The following is a 19,577-nucleotide window of genomic DNA, read 5'->3' on the forward strand; positions in this document are numbered from 1 at the left end:
GAGGTTCCATGCCGGTTTTCTGGATACTCGTGACCGTTCTGGCGCTCGCCGTGCTCGGCTATGTGCTGGGACGCGCCCGCGCCATGGCCTCCTCCGGGGGGGATTTGCGCGAATTGCACTCCCTGCCGAACTACTACGGCATGAATGTGGCGCTCTTCACCACCGCGCCCGCGCTCATGGTGCTGGTGGCCTGGATGCTGGTGCAGCCCGGCATCATCGAAAGCCGCGTGGCCTCGATCATCCCCGATACCGCCATCGCCGCCGATAGCAGCCTCGGCCTCGTGATGTCCGATGTGCGCCGCATCGCCGACGGGCTCGATGCGGCCGTGGCACAAGGCAGCATGACCGACGAGGACGCCCGCAGCCTGCGCGCCGACGCCACCGATATCCGTCAGGTGCTCGGCACCGTGGGCGTCGCCCTGGGCAGCGATGTCGACCCCGCCACCCTGCGCGCCGCACAAGCCTACCGGGCGGCCAGCGCCAGCCTCGGCACCTGGATGACCGTGATCGTGCTCGGCATCGCGCTGGTCGGGCTTGGCCTGTCCTGGCTGCGCACCAACCGCGATTTCCGCGCCCGCAACACGGTCGAGACAGCCATTCTCGGCCTGCTGATGCTGGCTTCCACCATCGCGATCCTGACCACGCTGGGGATCATCCTGTCGATGTTGTTCGAGACGCGGAACTTCTTCAGCCAGTATCCCTGGACCAGCTTCTTCTTCGGCACCACCTGGGATCCCAGCTTTTCGGGCCGGGGCGGGGCATCGCAACTGTCGATCCTGCCGCTTCTCTGGGGCACGCTCTATATCTCGTTCATCGCGCTGCTGGTGGCCGTGCCCATCGGGCTCTTCGCGGCGATCTACATGTCGGAATATGCCGGGCCACGCGTCCGCGCCATGGCCAAGCCCCTGATCGAGATCCTCGCGGGCATTCCCACCATCGTCTACGGTCTCTTTGCGCTGATCACCGTGGGCCCGCTTTTGCGGGACTACTTCGCGCAACCCATGGGGCTCGGCTCCTCCAGCTCCAGCGTGATGACCGCGGGCCTCGTGATGGGCATCATGCTGATCCCGTTCGTCAGCTCGCTGTCGGACGACATCATCAACGCCGTGCCGCAATCCATGCGCGACGGCTCCCTCGGGCTGGGTGCGACGCATTCCGAAACGATCAAGCAGGTCGTCGTACCCGCCGCCCTGCCGGGCATCGTGGGGGCGATCCTGCTGGCGGCCTCGCGCGCCATCGGCGAGACCATGATCGTGGTGCTCGGGGCAGGGGCGGCGGCCAAGCTCGACCTCAACCCGTTCGAGGCGATGACCACCGTGACCGTCAAGATCGTCAGTCAGCTGACCGGCGACACGGATTTCGCCAGTCCCGAAACCCTCGTGGCCTTCGCCCTCGGCCTGACGCTCTTCGTGATCACTCTGGGGCTGAACGTGCTGGCCCTCTACATCGTCCGCAAATACCGGGAGCAGTACGAATGAGCGACGCAAGCCTGCCCGGCGCGGTACCTGTGCCGAAGACATCCTCGCTCCTGGTGCAGGACGCGCGGACCGCGAAACGCAACGCCGCCGAGGCCCGGTTCAAGATGTACGGCCTGGCCGCCGTGATCACCGGCATTCTCGCGCTGGTGCTGCTCTTGGCCTCGATCCTGTCGAACGGCCTCAGCGCATTCCAGCAGACTTATGTCACGCTGGAGATCGCGCTGCCCGAGGACAAGCTCGACAAATCCGGCACACGCGACCTGGAAGTGATGCGCAAGGTCTCGACCTTCGGCTACGCGCCCCTGATCGCCACCGCGATGGAGGCCAAGCTGGCCGAGGCGGGGATCGAGATCGAGGGGCTGACCGCCAAGGACGCGGGCGCCATCATCTCCAAGGACGCCCCGGCGCAACTGCGCGACTTCGTGCTCGCCAACCCGCAGGTCGTCGGCACCACCCAGACCTTCGAGCTGCTGGCCAATGGCCGCATCGACGGATACCTCAAGGGCCGCGTGTCCATGGAGAGCGCCTCGCTCGACAAGAACGTCTCGCCCGCGCAACTGCAGCTGACCGATGCACTGCTGGAGGAGGGGGCGCTGGAGAAGCGCTTCAACTGGGGCTTCTTTACCAATCCCGACGCCTCCGGCCAACGCCCCGAGGCCGCGGGGCTCGGCGTGGCGATCATGGGCTCGCTCTACATGATGATGATCGTGCTGTGCCTGGCGCTGCCCATCGGCGTTGCGGCCTCGATCTATCTTGAGGAATTCGCGCCAAAAAACCGGCTCACCGACCTGATCGAGGTGAATATCTCAAACCTCGCGGCGGTGCCGTCGATCGTGTTCGGCATCCTCGGGCTCGCGATCTTCATCAACTTTGCGGGCCTGCCGCAATCGGCCCCCATCGTCGGCGGGCTGGTGCTGACCCTGATGACCCTGCCGACGATCATCATCTCGACCCGCGCGTCCCTGAAATCCGTGCCGCCCTCGATCCGCGATGCGGCCCTCGGCGTGGGGGCGTCGAAGATGCAGGCGGTGTTCCACAATGTCCTGCCGCTCGCCGCCCCCGGCATCCTGACGGGCACGATCATCGGCCTCGCGCAGGCCTTGGGCGAGACCGCGCCGCTCCTGCTCATCGGCATGGTGGCTTTCGTGCGCGAATACCCCGCCGCCCCGCCCGAGGGCTTTTTCGATCCCGCCTCGGCCCTGCCGGTGCAGATATACAACTGGACGCAGCGTTCCGATCCCGCCTTTGTCGAGCGTGCCTCGGGCGCGATCATTGTGCTGCTCGTCTTTTTGCTCATCATGAACGCCGTCGCGATCCTTCTGCGCCGCCGGTTCGAGCGTCGCTGGTAACACAAGGAGCGACCCCATGAACGATATGCGCCTGACGGAGAGAGCCGTGACCGAACAGACCAAGATCGCCGCCAAGAACGTTCAGGTCTATTACGGCACGACCCACGCGATCAAGGACGTGAACGTCGACATCCTCGACAAGACGGTGACCGCCTTCATCGGCCCCTCGGGCTGCGGCAAGTCCACGTTCCTGCGTTGCCTGAACCGGATGAACGACACCATCGACACCGCCCGCATCGAGGGCGACATCCGCATCGATGGCGAGGATATCTACGACCGCCGCGTGGATCCGGTGCAACTGCGCGCCAAGGTCGGCATGGTGTTCCAGAAACCCAACCCGTTCCCCAAGTCCATCTATGACAACGTGGCCTACGGGCCGCGCATTCACGGGCTGGCGCGCACCCGGGCCGAGCTGGACGAGATCGTCGAGAAATCCCTGCGGCGCGCCGCGCTGTGGGACGAGGCCAAGGACCGGCTCGACCAGCCCGGCACGGGCCTCTCGGGCGGCCAGCAGCAGCGGCTGTGCATCGCCCGCGCGGTGGCGACCTCGCCCGAGGTGCTGTTGATGGACGAGCCGTGCTCGGCCCTCGATCCCATCGCCACCGCCCAGGTCGAAGAACTGATCGACGAGCTGCGCGAGCGCTATTCCGTGGTCATCGTCACCCACTCCATGCAGCAGGCCGCCCGCGTCAGCCAACGCACGGCCTTCTTCCATCTCGGCCATCTCGTCGAGTACGGCGAGACCGGGCATATCTTCACCAACCCCGAAGACCCCCGCACCGAGAGCTACATCACAGGACGGATCGGCTAATGGTCATCGACAACGCACATATCGCCTCGGCCTTCGACCGCGACCTAGAAGCGATCCAGGCCCTCATCATGAAGATGGGCGGCATGGTGGAGGAACAGATCATCGACGCCGCCCGCTCGCTGGCCGAACGGGACGAGGATCTGGCCGAAACCGTCCGTACCCGCGACAAGCAGATCGACGCGTTGGAAGAGCAGATCAACGAAGAGGCCGCGCGCCTCATCGCCCTGCGCGCACCCACCGCGGGAGATCTGCGCGTGGTGCTGACAGTGATCAAGATGAGCGCCAATCTCGAACGCATCGGCGATTACGCCAAGAACATGGCCAAGCGCACCTCGATCCTGGTGCAGCTGCAGCCCGTGGGCAATTCCGCGGCTTCGCTGAAACGCATGGCACGCGATGTCGAGATGATGCTGCGCGATGCGCTCGACGCCTACCTGCGGCTCGATGTCGAGATGTCCGAGGCGATCCGCATGCGCGACCAGGAAGTCGACCAGATGTACAATGCGCTCTTCCGCGAATTCCTGACCCACATGATGGAAGACCCGCGCAACATCACCGCCTGCATGCACCTGCATTTCATTGCCAAGAATATCGAACGGATGGGCGATCACGTCACCTCCGTGGCCGAGCAGGTGATCTACATGGTCACCGGCGAGCTGCCCGACGAGGACCGGCCGAAGCAGGATCGCACCAGCTTGGACGCCCAGGGGTAGGCCCGTGTCCGACCAACCCACCGTTCTTGTGGTCGAGGATGAACCGGCACAGCGCGACGTGCTGTGCTACAACCTCGAGGCCGAAGGCTTTCGCGTGGTCCAGGCCGAGAATGGCGACGAGGCCATGGTCATGGTCGAGGAAGAAACCCCCGACATCATCGTGCTGGACTGGATGCTGCCGGCGGTCTCGGGGATCGAGGTCTGCCGCCGCCTGAAATCCCGCCCCGACACCCGTGCGATCCCGATCATCATGCTCTCGGCGCGCTCCGAAGAGGTCGACCGGGTGCGCGGGCTGGAAACCGGGGCCGACGACTACGTGGTCAAACCCTACTCGGTGGTGGAGCTGATGGCCCGGGTGCGCGCGCAACTGCGCCGGGTGCGCCCGGCGACGGTGGGACAGCAATTGCGCTACGACGACATTCTGCTCGACGCCGAGAGCCACCGGGTCTTCCGCGACGACCAGGCCCTGAAACTCGGGCCCACCGAGTTCCGCCTGCTGGCGACCTTCATGGAAAAACCGGGCCGCGTTTGGTCGCGCGAGCAACTGCTCGACCGGGTCTGGGGGCGCGACATCTATGTCGATACCCGCACCGTGGACGTCCATATCGGTCGGCTGCGCAAGGCGCTGTGCCAACACGGCGGTACCGACCCGGTGCGCACCGTGCGCGGGGCAGGCTACGCGCTCGGCTGAGCGCCCGGCGCCTTCCCGCCGACCGCGCAACTTTCGCACCCGCGCAGGGCAGGGGCCTTGATCCCGCCCCGAGCGATCTCCAAGTCTTTGCCAGACAGGCGCGGATCCCGGCACCGCCACGGTGCCCGCGACCTGGGGCCCAGGACCCGACGCCCCCGTGGAAGCAGTTCTCTTGATCCTCGCCGGCCTTGCCGGGCTGGTGCTCGGCGGCGAGTGGCTCGTGCGCGGCGCGGTCTCGGCCGCGCGCAGCTTCGGGCTCTCTCCGCTCGTGATCGGGCTGACACTGGTGGGTTTCGGCACCTCGGCGCCGGAGCTGGCCACCAGCCTGCAGGCCGCCCTTTCCGGCTCCCCCGGACTTGCCATCGGCAACGTGGTCGGCAGCAATATCGGCAACATCCTCCTGATCCTCGGCATCGCGGCGCTGCTGGCCCCGGTCGCCGTCAGCCCGGCCGCCCTGCGGCGCGACGGCGGGGTGATGGGTCTGGCCACGCTGCTCTGCCTCGGCGCGGTGCTGTGGGGCGAGATCGGTCGCGGGGTCGGCGCGGGTCTGGTGGCCGCCTTGCTGGCCTATCTCGGCTTCACCCTGTGGTCCGAAAAACGCGCAGGCGGCACCGAGGCGGCGGCGGTCTATGCCGACGAGGCCGCGCTGGTGCCCCGCTCCGGACGAGGGCGCGCGGCTGCACTCGGGCTGGCGCTCGTCGGTCTCGCGGTCATCCTTCTGGGCGCGCGTCTGCTGGTCTCCGGCGCGGTCATCATCGCTCGCGACCTCGGCATGAGCGAGACCGTGATCGGCCTGACCATCGTCGCCATCGGCACCTCCCTGCCCGAGCTCGTCACCGCGGTGGTCGCCGTGCGCAAGGGGCAGGGGGACGTGGCGGTCGGCAACGTGATCGGCAGCAATATCTTCAACATCCTCGGCATCCTCGGGGTCACCGCCCTGGTGCAGCCGATGCCGATCCCGCCCGAGATACTGCGCCTCGACATCTGGGTGATGTGCGGCGCGACGCTGCTGCTGTTTGCCTTCGCCCGCACCGGCTGGACGGTCAGCCGCCGCGAGGGCGCGGTGTTCTTGGCCTGCTACGCGGTCTATCTCGGCGTGTTGCTGGCGGGCTGAGCGCGGCGGGCCCCCTTGGACCGCCGCCCCCGCGCCCCTAAATCCCCAGCACCGACGCAAAGGAGACCGATAATGCGCCTCTGGCTCCCCCTCGCGCTCTGCCTGCTGGCCCTGGTCGCACCCGCCCGGGCATCCGAACTGACCGCCCCCGAAGAGCGCCTGATTTCCCTGTTCGAGACGTCGCGCGCCGCCGTGGTGTCGATCACCACCGGCCAGCGCCGGGTCGATCCCTGGATGCGCCGGGCCGAAATCGTGCCCAGCGGCTCCGGCTCGGGGTTCGTGTGGGACCGCGACGGCCATGTGGTCACCAACGCCCATGTCATCCGCGGCGCGGCCCGGGCGGATGTGCACATGGCCGACGGGCGCGTGCTGCCCGCCCGGCTGGTGGGCACGGCCCCGCAATACGACCTCGCGGTGCTGCGCGTCGATCTCGGCACGCGCCGTCCCGACCCGCTCCCCCTGGGGCGCAGCGACGCGCTCCGCGTGGGTCAAAGCGTGCTGGCCATCGGCAATCCGTTCGGGCTGGACTGGACGCTGACCACGGGCATCGTCTCGGCGCTGGAGCGCGAGATCCCGCTGGGCACCGGCACGATCGAGGGGCTTATCCAGACCGACGCGGCGATCAATCCGGGCAATTCCGGCGGCCCGCTTCTGGACAGCTCCGGGCGGCTGATCGGCGTGAACACCGCGATCTTCAGCCCCTCGGGCTCCAGTGCCGGAATCGGCTTTGCCGTGCCCGTGGACCGGGTCGCCCGCGTGGTGCCGCAACTCATCGCCCGGGGCATGTATCGCCCGCCGGTCCTCGGCATCCGTTTCGATCCGCGCATCGACGCGCTGGCCCGGCAGAACGGCGTCGAAGGCGCCGTGATCCTCGCGATAGAACCGGGCGGCCCCGCCGCCGCCGCAGGTCTGCGCCCGGCCCGGCGGGATGGGGCGGGCTTTCTCGTGCCCGGCGACGTGATCCAGCGCCTGGCGGGCCGCCCCATCGCCAGCGGCAGCGACCTGCGCAGCGTGCTCGACGATTTCGACCCGGGCACCGAGGTGACCCTCGAGGTCTGGCGCGACGGCACCCGGCGCGAGGTCCGCGTCACCCTGGCCGCGCCCTGACACCGGCCTGTTGCACCCAAGGGGCGGAGTTTCTAGGCTGACCGCGAACACCCGGCCGCGGCCCGACCCGCCGACCGGCCCCTTGCGCCCCACGGCGCCTGCTGAACCGGAGCCATGCCATGCCGCGCTTTCTGCCCCTGATCGCCGCCCTTCTCGCGGCCCTCGCCGCCCCCCTCGCACTGGCCGACACCGACACCGACACCGCCTTCGCCGACCGGATCTGGACCGGCGGGCCGATCCTGACCATGGAAGACAACGCCATGCGCGCCGAGGCCCTGGCCGAAAAGGACGGCGTGATCCTCGGCGTCGGACCTCTCGACGAGGTCACCGCCTTCCAGGGACCCCAGACGCAGATGATCGACCTGGCCGGGCGCACCATGATCCCGGGCTTCGTGGACGCCCACGGCCATGTCTTCATGATCGGCCTGCAGGCGCTCTCGGCCAACCTGTTGCCCGCACCCGATGGCACCGTGAACGACATCCCGACCCTGCAAGCGGTGCTGCGCGCCTTCGCCGAGGCCCAGCCCGAGCGTGTCGCGGCCGCCGGTCTCATCCTCGGCTTCGGCTATGACGACGCCCAGCTGGCCGAGCAGCGGCATCCGACACGGGACGAGCTCGACGCCGTCTCCACCGAGATCCCGGTCTATGCCATCCACCAATCCGGCCATCTCGGCGTGGCCAACTCACTGGCACTCGAACAGGCTGGCATCACCGCCGACACCCCCGACCCGGCGGGGGGCGTCATCCGCCGCGGCCCGGATGGCGCACCCAACGGCGTGCTCGAGGAAAACGCCGCCAACATGGTGATCGGCGGTCTGCTCGGCGGGCTGGACGAAGCCGCCAACCGCGCGATCTTTCGCGCGGGCACCGAGTTGATCGCCTCTTTCGGCTACACCACCGCGCAGGAAGGCCGCGCGCTCCCGCCCGTGGCCGAGCTGATGCAATCCGTCGCCGCCGAAGAAGGGCTGGACATCGACGTGGTGGTCTACCCCGATGTGCTGCTGGCCCGCGACTACATCCTGGAACACCACGCGCGGGTCTACGAGAACCGGATCCGCGTCGGCGGCGGCAAGCTGACCATCGACGGATCGCCCCAGGGCTTCACCGCCCTGCGCGACCGGCCCTATTACGACCCGCCCGAAGGGGTTCGCGCCGATTACGCGGGCTATGCCTCGGCCAGCGGCGACCAGGTGTTCGACGCGGTCGACTGGGCCTTCGCCAACGGGGTGCAGATCCAGACCCATGCCAATGGGGAAGGGGCCTCCGACATGCTGATCGCGGCCATTCAGACCGCGACAGAGACTCACGGGGCCGCCGACCGCCGCCCGGTCCTGATCCACGGGCAGTTTTTGCGCGAGGACCAGGTGGACGCCTATAACCGGCTCGATGTGTTCCCCTCGCTCTTTCCGATGCACACCTTCTATTGGGGCGACTGGCACCGTGACCGCACCGTGGGGCCCGTGGCCGCCGACAACATCTCGCCCACGGGTTGGGTACGGGCGCGTGGCATGATGTTCTCCAGCCACCATGACGCGCCCGTGGCCTTCCCCGATAGCATGCGCATCCTGGACGCCACCGTCACCCGGCGCTCGCGGTCCGGCGACATCATCGGCCCCGACCACCGGGTCGACGTGCTCACCGCGCTCAAGGCGATGACGATCTGGCCCGCCTACCAGCATTTCGAGGAAGACAGCAAAGGCTCCCTCGCGCCGGGCAAACTGGCCGATCTCGTCATATTGTCAGACGATCCGACCGTGATCGATCCCGAACAACTCGACACGATCACCGTGGTCGAGACCATCAAGGAGGGACAGACGATCTACGCCGCGGGCTTGCGCGAGGGGCGGCTGCATTACCGCCCGCGCAGGGACGGCACCGACCCCTATGCCGGGTTCCTGCGCACCGTGGCCATCGCCCACGAGATGCAAGGCAATCCCGGCATGCTGAGCCGCATCCGCCCCTCGACCCTGGCACGCGCGCCCCATTCCAGCGCCTGCGTCGCCCGCACCCTGAGCGACCTGATCACCGCCAACCTGTCCCTGCCGGACACGCCTTTGCTTCCCTGACCCCGGAACCGGCCCGGGGCCCGCGCGTTGAACGGTCAGGCAACCTAACAGCAAAGGGATCCCCATGACGCGCAACTTCCCAACCCTGACCGCCCGCATCCTGCCCCTGTGCCTCGGCCTTGCCGCGGCCCCCGTCGCCGCGCAGACCGGCGCCGGGTCTATCACTGGCACGCTCGAGCTGGATGACGCGCGCTGGGTCGTGGCCAGCGCCGGCGAAGGCCCGGTCAGCGGCTTTTCCCAAACCGGCGCAGACACCGAGATCCGCATCGTCGGCACCCCCGAACCCCACAGCCCGGCAGGCCAGGGCACCCTGGTGCTCGAGATCGAAGCAGAGGCCGGCATGACCGAGATCGACCCGCAGCAGGTCACCGTGTCCCTCGATCACGACGGGGATACCCTGGTTGCGGATGACGAGAATATCGACCTGACCGTGACCGCCTTCATGGCCGGGCCAAGCGACCTCGCCATCGCGGGCAGCTTCACCGCCTACATGACCGAAAACCCCCAAGACGGGCTGATCGTGGACGCCGATACCGGCGGGATGCGGATAGACGGCAATTTCCAGGCCACCATTCCCCGGCAGGACAGCTAAGGCTGACGCGCCTCAGCACACCAGCCGGGCCAGGTCCACCGTGGGCTTGACGTTCACACTGCTCAGGTCGCGGTCGAGGAAGGCTTCCGCAGCGTCCTCGCCAGCGGCCTTCAGCGACGCGATCACCGCCGGGTTGGGGTAGACCTTCGTCGCCTCCGACAGCTTCACCATCAGCCCGTCATCGGCGATCATGTGGATCAGCACGTCCTTCATGGTCCCCTTTTTGAGCCGCCCATCCGCCAGCATCTCGTTGATCGAATTGATATGGGCCAGCTCCTGGATCAGCGACGAGTTGAAGCTGATCTCGTTGACCCGATTCGCGATTTCCTTGGCCGAGGTCGGGATTTCCTCGCGGTGCAGCGGATTGATATGCACGATCACCACGTCACCGGGCAGGTCCGGATCCTGGGTCAGCGGCTCCAAGGCGGGGTTGGCGGAATAGCCCCCGTCCCAATAGCTCTCGTCGCGCCCTGTCTCGGGGTCGAAGATCTCCACCGCCCGAAACAACGTCGGCAGGCAGGCCGAGGCAAGGATCGGCGCCGCCCCGATCTCTGTGCCGGTGAACACCCGCAGCTTGCCCGTCCGCACATTGGTGGCACAGACATGAAACTTCGGCCCGGTATCGCAGCAGATATTGTCGTAATTGAACCTCTCCACGATCCGCGCCAGCGGGTTCTGCGCCGAGAACGGCGTATCATAGGGGGAGATGAACTGCTCCAGCGTTTCCGCCATGGCGAGATAGGGCGAGTATTCCAGCGCCGTGGCGATCACGCTGGGCGGAAACACCTCCAGCCAGGGCGCGAACCGCGTGTCGTGAATGCCCGCGATCTGCCCCCAGAGCCAGTCGAGGTTCTCGCGCGCATCCTCCGCCGTGCCCCCCTTGGCCAGCGCCGCCTTGACCGCCGCGCCGTTCAGGGTGCCAGCCGAGGTGCCGGAGATGCCCGCGATCTCGATCTCGGGCTCGGCCAGCAGCCGGTCGAGCACCCCCCAGGTGAACGCCCCGTGGGCGCCGCCGCCCTGCAGGGCCAGGTTGATCCGCTTCTTGCGTGCCATGGCGCGCCCCTTTCCCTCGCGGCTCAGAGCGCGGTCCAGCCGCCATCCACCGAAATCGTCGTCCCGGTGATCTGTGCCGCCGCATCCGAGCACAGGAACACGCAGGTGCCGCCCAACTGCTCGACGGTCGCGAATTCCTTCGACGGCTGGCGCTCCAGCATCACCTGCTTGATGACCTCCTCGCGGCCCATATCGTATTTCTCCATCGTGTTAGGGATCTGCGCCTCCACCAGCGGGGTCAGCACATAGCCCGGGCAGATCGCGTTGCAGGTGATCGGCTCCTGCGCGGTCTCCAGCGCCACGGTCTTGGTCATGCCCACCACTCCGTGCTTGGCCGCCACATAGGCCGCCTTGTAGGGCGACGCGGTCAGTCCGTGCGCCGAGGCGATATTGACGACCCGCCCCCAGCCCGCCTTGCGCATCATCGGCAGGGCGGCGGCGGTGGTGTGGAACGCCGAATTCATGTTGATCGCGATGATCGCGTCCCACTTGTCGACCGGAAACTCGTCGATCGGGGCCACATGCTGGATACCCGCATTGTTCACCAGGATATCGCAGGTACCCGCGCTCTCGATCAGCGCCCGGCAGTCGTCGCCCTTGGACATGTCCGCCTTGATGTAGCGCGCATAAACCCCGGTCTCGCGGGCGATCTCGTCGGCTAGGGCGTGATCCTCCTCCCGGTCGGTGAAGCTGTTGAGCACTACATCCGCACCCGCGCGGGCCAACTCCCACGCAATCCCCAACCCGATCCCCGAATTCGACCCGGTGATAACGGCGGTTTTTCCCTTCAGCGACATCGGCAAGCTCCCGTGATTCTCTGCGCATATTCTGCAACTGCGAAGCTAACGATGCAGGCGCGGAAACACAAAGGCCCCGCAGAGGGGCAGGGGGGGCATCGCACCGACCGGCCCCAAAAAAAACGCCCGCACGAAGCGGGCGTTAAGTCATTGAGGCAGGTTTCATACAGGCAAGAAACCTATCGAGCAGTACATTCGTTATAAGCAATCAAACGCCCGTATCCAAGGGAAAAGTTTGCAGCCCCGCCCGACGCTCGGTACGGTTTGAGACAAAAACCGATGAACTTTCGGGATCAGAGCAGAAAATGAAACAACTCCGCCGCGCAATCCGCATTGGCCACGCCGCCCTCATCGCCGGTTTCCTCGCCGTCCCCGGCGCGCTCGCCGCGCCCTCCCATGGCATCGCTATGTATGGCGACCCGGCCCTTCCACCGGATTTTGTGTCTCTCCCCTACGCCAACCCCGATGCGCCCAAGGGCGGCCGGATCGTTCTGGGCGAGGTCGGCGGCTTCGACAGCCTCAATCCCCACATCCTCAAGGGGCGCGTCCCGTGGCAGCTCAGATTTCTCGCCCATGAGAGCCTGATGGCCCGAAATTACGACGAGCCCTTCGCACTTTACGGGCTTCTGGCCGAATCGGTGGAGGTCGACCCGGACGGGCTCTGGGTCGCCTTCACCCTGCGCCCCGAGGCGCGATTCTCCGATGGCAGCCCGGTGACGGTCGAGGATGTGCTGTGGTCGTTCGAAACCCTCGGCACCGTCGGCCACCCGCGCTATCTCGGCGCCTGGGCGCAGGTGCAATCCGCCGAAGCCACCGGACCCCGCTCCCTGCGCATCACCTTCACCGAACCCAACCGCGAACTGGCGCTTATCATGGGCATGCGTCCGATCCTGAAAAAGGCCCAGTGGGAGGGCAAGGATTTCGCCGAAAGCGGGCTGGACGAAGCCCCGATCTCCTCCGCGCCTTACGTGATCGCGGATTTCGAGCCGGGCCGCTTCGTCACCCTGCGCCGCAATCCCGATTACTGGGCCGCCGACCTGCCCATCCGGCGGGGGGTCCACAATCTCGACGAGATCCGGATGGAATTCTTCGGCGATGCCGGTGTGATGTTCGAGGCGTTCAAGGCCGGCATCCTCACCTCGATCCGCGAGACCAACACCGCCAAATGGAACCGCGACTACGACTTTCCGGCCATGCAGGCGGGCGAGGTAGTCAAATCCGTCATCCCGCATGAACGCCCCTCGGGCATCACCGGCTTTGCCATGAACACCCGCCGCGCCGATTTCGCCGATTGGCGCGTGCGCGATGCCCTGATCCACGCCTTCAATTTCGAGCTGATCAACCGCACCCTCAATGGTGCCGAGGTGCCGCGCATCACCTCCTATTTCTCCAACTCCGTGCTGGCGATGCAGGACGGCCCCGCCACGGGCCGGGTGGCCGAGCTGCTCGCCCCCTACGCCGACACACTGCCCCCCGGCGCGCTGGAGGGCTACACCCTGCCGGTCTCCGACGGCTCCGAGGCCAACCGCCGCAACATCCGCGCCGCCCTGCGCCTGATGGACGAGGCCGGTTACACCATCGAGGAAGGCGTGATGACCCGCCCCGACGGCACCCCCTTCACCTTCGAGATCCTCCTGTCCCAGGGCAGCTCCGAAGTGCAGTCCATGATCAACATCTACGCCAAGTCCCTCGAACGGCTGGGCGTTTCCGTGGACATCACCACCGTCGACAGCGCTCAGTACCGCGAGCGCACCGATGCCTACGATTTCGACATGACCTACTACACCCGCGGCCTGTCGCTCAGCCCCGGCAACGAGCAGCGGCTCTATTGGGGCTCGGAGGGCGTGGACATCCCCGGCAGCCGCAACTGGCCCGGCATCGACAGTGCGGCGGTGGACGGGCTGATCGACGCCATGCTGAGTGCCAAGAGCCAGGAGGACTACATCGCCACCGTGCGCGCGCTCGACCGGGTGCTGACCGCGGGACGCTATGTCATCCCGATCTGGTTCAACCCGGTCTCCCGCATCGCGCACGCGGCCGATCTGACCTACCCGGAAGCCTTGCCCGCCTATGGCGACTGGATCTCGTTTCACCCGGATGTGTGGTGGTCGAAATCCGCCGAATGAGCGAGGCGCAACGCTCGCACTGTCCATGAAATATGCACGATTTCATGCGCTTGCCTGGGGGCATTAACGCATTCAGAAAATGGAATGTTTCGCATGCGAAACAAATCTCTGGAAGCCCTTGAAATCCCACCATTCGGCGAAAAAATTTGTCGGCGAAAATCCTGCGAAACGCGGCCGCGCGTTAACCCGGCGGGGCAGGCGGCTCAGATCGACTTGATCCAGGCCTGCTCGCGCACCTTCTTGGGGTCCGTGTCCGGATAGACCAGGCCCGCCGAGATCACCAGCTTGGCCGCATCCTCCACCGTCATGTCCAGAACCTTCACGTCCCGTTTCGGCACGAACAGCAAGAACCCCGAGGTCGGGTTCGGCGTGGTCGGCAGGAAGACCGAGATCATCTCGTCATCGCCCTTGGCCGCGATCTCCCCCTTGGCATTGGTCGAGATGAAGGCAATCGCCCAGATGTTGCGCCGCGGATACTCCACCAGGCAGGCCTTGTCGAAGGACGTGCTGCCCGAGGCCAGCACCGTCTCCGCGATCTGCTTCATCCCGCCATAGACCGACCGGACAACGGGCATCTGCGTGACCACCCCTTCGGTCCAGCGGATGATCGACCGCCCCAGCAGCCCCTTGGCCAGCCAGCCCACGATCAGCGTGAACATCAGGAAGAACACCACGCCCACACCGCGAATATCCACGGTGACGTCGAAGTGCTGCTTGATCAGAACCACCGGGTTGTAGCGTTCGGGCACGAAGGGCAAGACCCAGCCGTCGATGATCCCGATCACCGACCAGACGAGCCAGATGGTCACCGCGATCGGCAGAATCACGATCAGGCCGGTAAGGAAATTCGCGCGCACGCGGGCGAACAGGCCTCGTTTCGCGGGCGGGGGAAGGTCGGGGTCTAGTTTCAAGGCTGGTTGGTCTCGGGCTGCGGTCGCCTTGTATCTAGGCAGGTGTGCGGCGGCACACAAGCGCAGGCAGACCGCTGCAGGCCCGGAAAGCCGCCCGCTGCGCATTTTTCAGGCACAGTCACCGGGCGGGACGCGCCCGGGCGCACGGGGCAGGCCCGGCTCACGCGCTCTCGGCGGCGGAAATGTAATCGGCCGCCGCCTGCACCGCCGCCTCCAGCGCACCCGCGGGCGTTTCGCCGCGAATTTCCGCCGCCATATGCGCGGCCATGAAGGTATCGCCCGCACCGGTCACCCGGCGCACCGGCACCGGCGGTGGCGCAACCGTGTGCGCATGGCGCGCCGAGGCGTCCGTGGCCGGGTTCGCTCCGTCGGTGATCACCACCCGGTGCGCCCCCATGCCCAGAAGCACCTGCGCCGCCTGCTGGGTGGTCTGGCTGGGATGGTCCGAGATCAGGTTGGCCTCGATCAGGTTGACATGAAGCGTTGCGGCCGAGGCCGACAGGAACGGCAGGAGCCGCCTGGCCTTGCCGGGCGAGGCCGGCGCCACCCGCAGATCGGCCCGGGCAAAAAGCGGACTTTCGGCGATCTCGGCCAGCATCGCATCGGTCAGGTTCCCGTCCAGCGCCACCATCCCGCGCCAGGGCGCCTCGGGACAGCCCAACCGCCCATCGGCCAGGGGGGCGAGGATCTCCGCGCCCGCCTCTTCCAGCGAATGGGCATCCGCAATCGCCGCGATCAACCCGTTGGAGCCTTCGATGGCCATGTAGCGATCCGTGGGCCGTGCGCTGCGCAACACATGCGCGGTGATCATCCCCATGGCCTCTGCATGGGCCAGCAGCTCGTCGCCCTCCGCATCCTGCCCCACCGCCGACAGAAGCGCGGGACGCAGGTCGAACCGGCACAGGGTCATGGCGATGTTCATCGCCACCCCGCCGGGGATGCGCGAGATCCGGCCGGGCACGTCATAGCCCGATTTCATCTCGCGGGGCGCGCGCCCGATGATGTCCCACAGGACCGCGCCGATACAAAGGATATCCGGTGTCATGACCGGTCTTGTCTCACAGCCCGGCAGGGCGGGGAAGGGGCCACGATCCCGGGCGACCCGCTCTCTGGCCCCATCGCGCATCGATCAATGCTGACACCCCCACCCGGGCAAGCTTCATCTGTGCGGAAATACTCCAGGGGGCGGCCTGGCACGGGCCGTGGGGGCAGCGCCCCCTCCGACGCGGCCAGCCCTACCGCGGCCCGCCTCCCGCAGGCTCCGCGCCCGTTTCGCCGCGGGCAGGGCCGTGGGGCTTGCATTCCCGCCCAACCCGGCGTAGGACGCGCGCACTTCACAGGAGGGGCTTGGGCCCTTGGGGGAGACATCCCCAAGACGTCCGCCGGTTGAGCATATGCTCTGTGGCCCCTCTCAGGCGCAAACCGGAAAGGAACCTTGGAATGGCGCTTCCCGATTTCAACATTCGCCAGCTTCTCGAAGCAGGCGTGCACTTTGGCCACCAGACACAGCGCTGGAACCCGCGGATGGCCCCGTATATCTACGGCGACCGCAACGGCATCCACATCATGGACCTGACGCAGACCGTCCCGATGTTGGACCAGGCGCTGCAGGCGGTGCGCGACACCGTCGCCAAGGGCGGCCGTGTGCTCTTCGTCGGCACCAAGCGGCAGGCGCAGAAGCCCATTGCCGAGGCCGCCGAGCGCTGCGCGCAGTATTACATGAACCACCGCTGGCTGGGCGGCACGCTGACCAACTGGAAAACCGTGTCCAACTCCATCGGGCGGCTCAAGTCCATCGACGAGGCCATGGAAGGCGGCTTCGAGGGGCTCACCAAGAAAGAGCGTCTTGGCATGGAACGCGACCAGGGCAAGCTGCAGGCGTCCCTGGGCGGGATCCGCGAAATGGGCGGCGTGCCGGACCTGATCTTCGTGATCGACGTCAAGAAAGAGGACCTGGCGATCGCCGAGGCCAACAAGCTGGGCATCCCGGTCGTGGCCGTGGTCGACACCAACTGCTCGCCGGACGGCGTGGATTACGTGATCCCGGGCAATGACGACGCGGCCCGCGCCATCGCGCTCTATTGCGACCTGGTGGCCCGTGCGGCGCTGGACGGGATGTCGGCGCAGCTGGGTGCGGCCGGCGTGGACCTGGGCGCGCTGGAAGAGGGCGGCGTCGAGGAGGCCCTGGCCGAAGAGGCCGCCGCCCCCGCCGAGAGCTGAGCCCCGCGGGGCCGACGGCCCCGATGCGGAACCGAGATGCGGACCGGGCACGACCCCGGTCCGCCCCCATGACCCCTTTTTCAGGAGACACCAAAATGGCGATTACCGCTGCATTGGTAAAAGAGCTGCGCGACAAGACCGGCGCAGGCATGATGGACGCCAAGAAGGCGCTGACCGAGACCGACGGCGACATGGAAGCCGCGGTCGACTGGCTGCGCACCAAGGGCCTCGCAAAGGCCGCCAAGAAATCCGGGCGCACCGCCGCCGAGGGTCTGGTGGGCGTGGCCGTGGCCGATGGCGCGGCCGTGGCGGTCGAGGTCAATTCCGAGACTGATTTCGTCGCGAAAAACGCCGAGTTCCAGGCGATGGTCGCGTCCTTCGCCGAGGCCGCCCTGTCGGCAAGCGACCTCGATGCGCTCAAGGGCACCGAGGTGGGCGGCAAGACCGTCGAGACCATCCTGACCGACAAGATCGCCACCATCGGCGAGAACATGACTCTGCGCCGGATGGAGAAGCTGTCGGGCGAGACGGTGGTGAGCTACGTTCACAACGCCGCCGCCGATGGCATGGGCAAGATCGGCGTGCTGGTCGCGCTGACCGGGGCCGATAACGGCATCGGCAAGCAGATCGCCATGCATATCGCCGCCGCCAACCCCGCATCCCTGTCCGAGGCCGATCTGGATCCGGCGGTGGTCGAGAAAGAGCGCCAGGTTCAGATCGACATCGCCCGCGAAAGCGGCAAGCCCGAGCAGGTCATCGAGAAGATGATCGTGGGTCGGATGAAGAAGTTCCTGTCGGAAGTCACGCTTCTGGGCCAGGCCTTCGTGGTGAATCCGGACCTGACCGTGGGCGACGCGGCCAAGGAAGCCGGCGTCGAGATCACCGGCTTCGTGCGCATGGAAGTGGGCGAGGGGATCGAGAAGGTCGAAGAGGATTTCGCCGCGGAAGTCGCGAAAACCATGAACGGCTGATCACCCCACCACGGCTTTTCAAAGGGTCCCTTCGGGGGCCCTTTTTTATTAGGGCTAGGGCGGTTGTCACGACGGCGCGGGACTGCAGTGCCGGGGCGCGAAGCTGGGGAGATGTGAATGCCGACCAGGGCAGTGGAAAAATACACCCCCCCGGCCGGCGTGTCTTCGGCGCGACATCGAAACAAGGACGCTGCACCTACGACGTGCTCCATGGCCTAAAGCCACCACTCACGGAACGGCGGCACGGTGCCACTGCCTTTGCAGTTTGGAAAGTCCGGAAAACCTTACCCATCGGTAAAATTCATGTCTGGGATGAATTTTTCGCGAATATCTGTTTGGATATTGAAGCCCTTAGCACCGCCTGCGCCGTCGTCTGGGCATTCATCGCTTCGCGGGCGAGACGCAGGTGTTTCTCGACTGTTGCCTGTTTACGACCAATCAACAGGCAGATCTCGGGCACGGTTTTGCCATGCGCCACCCATTCCAGGACTTCGCGCTGCCGAGGCGTCAATCGATTCGGACGGCGCGAGGGCAGGCTGCTGACCACAAGGTGAAAGACCCGGTTGGCCAGTTCGATCTCGGCCCCGCGCGACGCCCAGATCTTGTCAAGATCGGCCTGGGAAAGCCCCTCGCGGCCCACCAGGCTGATCGCTGCGAACCCGCCCTGGCAGAGGTTGCGAAAGCTGATCGAATAGCCGTTCTCGATCCCGAAAGCCTGCCGCGTGCCGAGCGCCTTGCGGGTGCCCGGGGTCATCTCATCGGGATGCAGGCGGGCATAGACCTCGGACCAACTACAGGCGCCGTCGTTCTTTTCGGCCCAGCGGATCATCGGAATGTTGCGGTAATGGCCTTCCCTCAAATACCGCTCCACATATCCTTGGGGCAGGCTGCTGAGGATCAGGGCGTCGTGGCGATCGGCATAGGTGCTGGGCGTGCTGAACCGGGTGTGGCCGTAGAACAATCGGTCGAACCCGTACTCGGCCATCCGGGTGCAGTGCAGCGCCCAGGCTTCCTCGATCGACTGCGTGGCGGTGATCTCCGACAGGTTGGCCAGCCGCGCGTCAATGGGCGTGCCGATATTCATGGCCTGGCCGAATCCGCGGCGGTCAGATGCGCCCAGATCCCGTCGAGGGCCATGACGTAGCCGGTCGCGCCGAAGCCGCAGATCAGCCCCAGCGCCACCGGCGACAGGAACGAGGTATGTCGGAAGGATTCGCGTGCGTGGATGTTGGACAGGTGCACCTCGACCGTGGGCAGGCTGACGGAGGCCACCGCGTCCATCAGCGCCACGGAGGTGTGGGTATAGGCGCCCGCGTTGATGATCAGCCCGTCGCTTTCGCTGCGGGCGGCGTGGATCTGATCGATCAGCACGCCTTCGTGGTTGGTCTGGTTGAATTCGATCTCGAGCCCGAGCGCCTGCGCCTTGCGTTGGCACATATGCTCGATATCCGCCAGGGTGGTCGCGCCATAGACCTCGGGCTGGCGGGTGCCCAGAAGGTTGAGGTTCGGACCGTTCAGAATGGTGATGTGCATGGGGCGCTCCAGGGATCGGACCGACGGGGTCGGACCCCTTGATAC

The 19,577-nt window shown here is 66.6% G+C and carries 18 protein-coding genes; 12 read left to right on the top strand and 6 right to left on the bottom strand.

Going from position 1 to position 19,577, the window contains the following annotated elements; translation table 11 throughout:
- Nucleotides 1–8: 8 nt before the first annotated feature.
- The 9 genes from pstC (at nucleotide 9) to DSHI_RS07850 (ending at nucleotide 9,921) form a co-directional block, all read left to right on the top strand.
- Nucleotides 9–1,478: a phosphate ABC transporter permease subunit PstC gene (pstC, locus tag DSHI_RS07810; protein ID WP_012178206.1), complete on the top strand. Its 1,470-nt coding sequence runs from the start codon at nucleotides 9–11 to the stop codon at nucleotides 1,476–1,478.
- Entirely contained in the window at nucleotides 1,475–2,827 is a 1,353-nt protein-coding gene (gene pstA, locus DSHI_RS07815) for a phosphate ABC transporter permease PstA (protein WP_012178207.1), read from the top strand. Before pstC ends, pstA begins: the two co-directional genes overlap by 4 nt.
- 16 nt (nucleotides 2,828–2,843) lie before the next feature.
- Nucleotides 2,844–3,638: a phosphate ABC transporter ATP-binding protein PstB gene (pstB, locus tag DSHI_RS07820; protein ID WP_012178208.1), complete on the top strand. Its 795-nt coding sequence runs from the start codon at nucleotides 2,844–2,846 to the stop codon at nucleotides 3,636–3,638.
- Complete coding sequence (gene phoU / locus DSHI_RS07825; protein ID WP_012178209.1) at nucleotides 3,638–4,351, top strand: phosphate signaling complex protein PhoU; 714 nt, start codon at nucleotides 3,638–3,640, stop codon at nucleotides 4,349–4,351. The genes pstB and phoU overlap by 1 nt, the downstream gene beginning before the upstream one ends.
- A 4-nt stretch (nucleotides 4,352–4,355) precedes the next feature.
- Complete coding sequence (gene phoB / locus DSHI_RS07830) at nucleotides 4,356–5,042, top strand: phosphate regulon transcriptional regulator PhoB (RefSeq protein WP_012178210.1); 687 nt, start codon at nucleotides 4,356–4,358, stop codon at nucleotides 5,040–5,042.
- A 157-nt stretch (nucleotides 5,043–5,199) separates the two neighbouring features.
- Nucleotides 5,200–6,156 (top strand): calcium/sodium antiporter, encoded by a 957-nt coding sequence (locus DSHI_RS07835; RefSeq protein WP_012178211.1) that lies wholly within the window; start codon nucleotides 5,200–5,202, stop codon nucleotides 6,154–6,156.
- 72 nt (nucleotides 6,157–6,228) lie between these two features.
- The gene (locus tag DSHI_RS07840) at nucleotides 6,229–7,263 is read left to right on the top strand and encodes a S1C family serine protease (RefSeq protein ID WP_012178212.1); all 1,035 of its coding nucleotides are present in this window, start codon (nucleotides 6,229–6,231) and stop codon (nucleotides 7,261–7,263) included.
- Between the two features lie 119 nt (nucleotides 7,264–7,382).
- On the top strand, nucleotides 7,383–9,329 hold the full coding sequence (locus DSHI_RS07845) for an amidohydrolase (RefSeq protein ID WP_012178213.1): 1,947 nt from the start codon (nucleotides 7,383–7,385) through the stop codon (nucleotides 9,327–9,329).
- A 64-nt stretch (nucleotides 9,330–9,393) separates the two neighbouring features.
- On the top strand, nucleotides 9,394–9,921 hold the full coding sequence (locus tag DSHI_RS07850) for a hypothetical protein (RefSeq protein WP_012178214.1): 528 nt from the start codon (nucleotides 9,394–9,396) through the stop codon (nucleotides 9,919–9,921).
- Between the two features lie 12 nt (nucleotides 9,922–9,933).
- Here the strand turns inward: DSHI_RS07850 and DSHI_RS07855 are convergent, their stop codons facing one another.
- Together DSHI_RS07855 and DSHI_RS07860 are read right to left on the bottom strand one after the other, a co-directional pair.
- Nucleotides 9,934–10,974 carry a patatin-like phospholipase family protein gene (locus DSHI_RS07855; RefSeq protein WP_012178215.1) on the bottom strand — a complete coding sequence of 347 codons (1,041 nt, stop codon included), beginning with the start codon at nucleotides 10,972–10,974 and terminating at the stop codon, nucleotides 9,934–9,936.
- 23 nt (nucleotides 10,975–10,997) lie between these two features.
- Complete coding sequence (locus tag DSHI_RS07860) at nucleotides 10,998–11,771, bottom strand: 3-hydroxybutyrate dehydrogenase (protein ID WP_012178216.1); 774 nt, start codon at nucleotides 11,769–11,771, stop codon at nucleotides 10,998–11,000.
- A gap of 305 nt (nucleotides 11,772–12,076) precedes the next feature.
- Between DSHI_RS07860 and DSHI_RS07865 the strand changes: the two genes are divergently transcribed.
- Nucleotides 12,077–13,897: an extracellular solute-binding protein gene (locus tag DSHI_RS07865; protein WP_012178217.1), complete on the top strand. Its 1,821-nt coding sequence runs from the start codon at nucleotides 12,077–12,079 to the stop codon at nucleotides 13,895–13,897.
- Nucleotides 13,898–14,100: 203 nt separating this feature from the next.
- On the opposite strand, the gene DSHI_RS07870 is transcribed toward DSHI_RS07865, so the two are convergent.
- Nucleotides 14,101–14,913: a DUF502 domain-containing protein gene (locus DSHI_RS07870; protein WP_012178218.1), complete on the bottom strand. Its 813-nt coding sequence runs from the start codon at nucleotides 14,911–14,913 to the stop codon at nucleotides 14,101–14,103.
- 55 nt (nucleotides 14,914–14,968) lie between these two features.
- Nucleotides 14,969–15,853, bottom strand: a complete 885-nt coding sequence (locus DSHI_RS07875; RefSeq protein WP_044027686.1) for a PfkB family carbohydrate kinase — start codon at nucleotides 15,851–15,853, stop codon at nucleotides 14,969–14,971.
- A 395-nt stretch (nucleotides 15,854–16,248) separates the two neighbouring features.
- Here DSHI_RS07875 and rpsB point away from each other — a divergent pair, with 395 nt between their 5' ends.
- Nucleotides 16,249–17,028, top strand: coding sequence for a 30S ribosomal protein S2 (gene rpsB / locus DSHI_RS07880; protein ID WP_012178220.1), 780 nt, complete (start codon nucleotides 16,249–16,251; stop codon nucleotides 17,026–17,028).
- A gap of 95 nt (nucleotides 17,029–17,123) precedes the next feature.
- Nucleotides 17,124–17,999, top strand: coding sequence for a translation elongation factor Ts (gene tsf / locus DSHI_RS07885; protein ID WP_012178221.1), 876 nt, complete (start codon nucleotides 17,124–17,126; stop codon nucleotides 17,997–17,999).
- Between the two features lie 301 nt (nucleotides 18,000–18,300).
- Here the strand turns inward: tsf and DSHI_RS07890 are convergent, their stop codons facing one another.
- Together DSHI_RS07890 and aroQ are read right to left on the bottom strand one after the other, a co-directional pair.
- On the bottom strand, nucleotides 18,301–19,083 hold the full coding sequence (locus DSHI_RS07890) for a LuxR family transcriptional regulator (RefSeq protein WP_012178222.1): 783 nt from the start codon (nucleotides 19,081–19,083) through the stop codon (nucleotides 18,301–18,303).
- Nucleotides 19,080–19,532, bottom strand: coding sequence for a type II 3-dehydroquinate dehydratase (gene aroQ, locus DSHI_RS07895; protein WP_012178223.1), 453 nt, complete (start codon nucleotides 19,530–19,532; stop codon nucleotides 19,080–19,082). Before aroQ ends, DSHI_RS07890 begins: the two co-directional genes overlap by 4 nt.
- Nucleotides 19,533–19,577 lie beyond the last annotated feature (45 nt).

Origin of the sequence: Dinoroseobacter shibae DFL 12 = DSM 16493, assembly GCF_000018145.1 — a bacterium.
Taxonomy (GTDB): domain Bacteria; phylum Pseudomonadota; class Alphaproteobacteria; order Rhodobacterales; family Rhodobacteraceae; genus Dinoroseobacter; species Dinoroseobacter shibae.